Here is a 2,734-nt window from a genome sequence, read left to right as displayed (position 1 = left end):
TCGGAACTTCACCAATGCTGGGGCAACGGGACGACTTGGGCCGACTCAAGCTCAGATTAACACTGCCTACTCCTCCACCAATCTTGCTGGTGCTGTGAACATCACCACGCAGGGAATTCAGGAGTGGAGGGTACCGACAACTGGTACGCATCAGGTTGAGGCATTTGCTGCTCAGGGGGGTGCAGAAGGTTCAGGGCTAGGTGGGTTAGGAGCCATCATGAGCGGGCAATTTGAACTAATTTCAGGCCAAACCTTAGAGATATTGGTCGGACAACAAGGATTGACTACTGGAAATTCAGGTGGTGGTGGTGGTGGAACGGGGATCAATCTTGTGGGTTCAAGTCAACCACTAGTCGTTGCAGGCGGTGGCGGTGGAGCTTCAACACAGGGAGACCCAGGACTCTCAGGAACAATAGCAACGTCCGGCCTTTCCTCAAGTGGAAGCGGGGGAGTAGGTGGCCAAGGAGGAAGAGGCGGCTACTTCTCAGGCGATTGTGGATGGGCTAGCGGAGGAGGTGGTTGGTTTAGCGATGGTTATTCAGGAAGTGGTTCTTCATCTACCGGCACTTTGGGTGGAAATGGCGCAGGCAAAAGCCAACCAAATGGGGGTTTAGGAGGAACTGGCGCAGGCTGTAGTTCAAATAGTGATGGTGGATTTGGATTCGGTGGAGGTGGTTCTGGATCTTATGGTGGGGGAGGTGGTGGCGGATACTCTGGGGGAGGTGGCGGTCAATACAGACATACTTTAGCTAATCAAAAGGCTGGCGGTGGAGGTGGTTCCTACAATTCCGGAACAAACCAAACCAACACCTCTGGAGCAAACTCAGGCCATGGAAAAGTAATCATCACTTTACTATCAACCCCCGCAACGATTGAGTTGGACCGTGGCTTGGTGGCGCACTACCCGATGGATAACAATTCCAAGGATGTGATCGAGGGGAATGATTTGATCGTCAACGGAGCATCATTGTCTGCTGATCGGTTTTCTCACTCAAATCAATCCTATTCTTTCGATGGTGGGGATAATCTTACCTCCATAGGTGCGATCAACATTTCTGGAAGTGACAATCGAACTTTGGTTTACTGGCAAAAGGTGGATCGAGAACTCAGCACTGACTCCGGTGTCGAGTTACTCGTTTACTGGGGAAGTCCTTTGAGTGGAAAAGCTTTTGGCACTTGGATTCATGGAAGCGACAATATCAGTTTTTATGGCGGGACCGATAGTCATGACAACATTACTCAAGAAGTCGCTTCAAACATTTGGGAACAATGGGCCGTTGTTTATGATGGCAGTAGGGTGTCTCTCTACAAAAATGGTTCAATGACTAAGTCGTTTCAGACTTCGCTAGATACCACATCAACAAATCTTATTGTTGGGCAAAGAAGCGGAGCAGATGGTTTTGAGGGCTCCATCGATGACATCCGCATCTACAATCGGGCACTAAACTTAGCAGAGATCCAGGCGCTCTATCACGTTTATGACCCTCAACCTCCGTTCGTAGTCAATACGACTCCAGACAACGACACCAACATTAATGTGTCTGACAACCTCACCGTGAAATTCAGCGAGGAAATTGATCAAAGCACACTTGCCAATGCATTCAGTCTCACTCGTGACAACGGAACACAGGTCACCATCGCCAACCTGACCTTTGACAATGCCAGTTCCCCCTTCACTCTGACCATAGATCCCAGTGTGCAATACACGGCAGACAACTACACCCTGAGGATTTCTAAAGCCTTGAAAGACCTTCGTAGAAATCCTTTACGGAAAGAATTTATCCTCCAGTTTAAAGCGCAATGATCCCAATTGCATAATTTAAACATTTAATTCTTGCCACTTAGAGAAGCATTGAACTGCCTGAGTTAACTGATAACCAGTGCTAACCTGATCACACTGAAGCAAATCACAAATGCTTACTTGCCTGTTCTTGTATTCAACTTCTGCCAATAATTCCAACTGACTGCCAACACATCCAGGAAACTGTAGGCTAACCCAGAAGAGCAACCAGCATCGAAATTTTGAGATTTTGGGAATATGCTGAAGAAATGTAGATTATGAGTAAAACTATCTAACCTTTCAACAAACCAAAAATGAGGATATTAGAAAGATACCTGTTCTAGGAGAAGCAATGAAACTACTCAGGGAGTATCATTCAAAGCTCTGAATTGTTGGTCGTGATGAACTATCTCCGAATTGGATCAAGGAACAGATCATGGATCGTCATAAACAATCGGAAACAATCCTCAAATAAGCCTTCTGGACTCAGTTAGTAGGACCTACACCATTCTTGTGCCATTTCATGCTCAAACAGGGCTTAGATCTGAGGTTAGTAGTTAAGTTACTGGTCCTTCAGACTATGCAAATGCTGATGCGCTACTTCCACCTGGCTAAGGAAAATCTCAAAAACACAGTTTTTGAAGTTGTCCTTTAAAGAAAGTCCTGAGCAGTCTGTAATTTTTTAAAATTGATTGCCTACATTCCACCCTTCCTGAAGTGAGCACTGCCACATCCTACTTGAAAGAAGGAATCTGGCTTCGATTTTCTTGACCAGTTACTTCTCATTATTACTTTTTCAATAAATGACATTTTTGTTATAGAAACATGTAAATTAACTTTAAATTGTGTATTTTGCTCTCGGGCTTCAACTTGTCTATCTGAATAGTTGTGGCATCCTCAGCCTCGGCCATCTCAACTCGAAACATGTTCATTGATTTGTAACTTCCAAGAACC

The 2,734-nt window shown here is 45.5% G+C and carries 1 protein-coding gene; it reads left to right on the top strand.

Annotated elements, in window-relative coordinates; translation table 11 throughout:
• Nucleotides 1-1,804 (top strand): Ig-like domain-containing protein (locus P8O70_20770; protein ID MDG2199274.1); only part of this gene is annotated, 1,804 nt, incomplete at its 5' end.
• Nucleotides 1,805-2,734: the final 930 nt, after the last annotated feature.

The organism is SAR324 cluster bacterium (assembly GCA_029245725.1).
Taxonomy (GTDB): Bacteria; SAR324; SAR324; order SAR324; family NAC60-12; genus JCVI-SCAAA005.
This window is presented reverse-complemented; position numbering and strand designations above follow the sequence as displayed.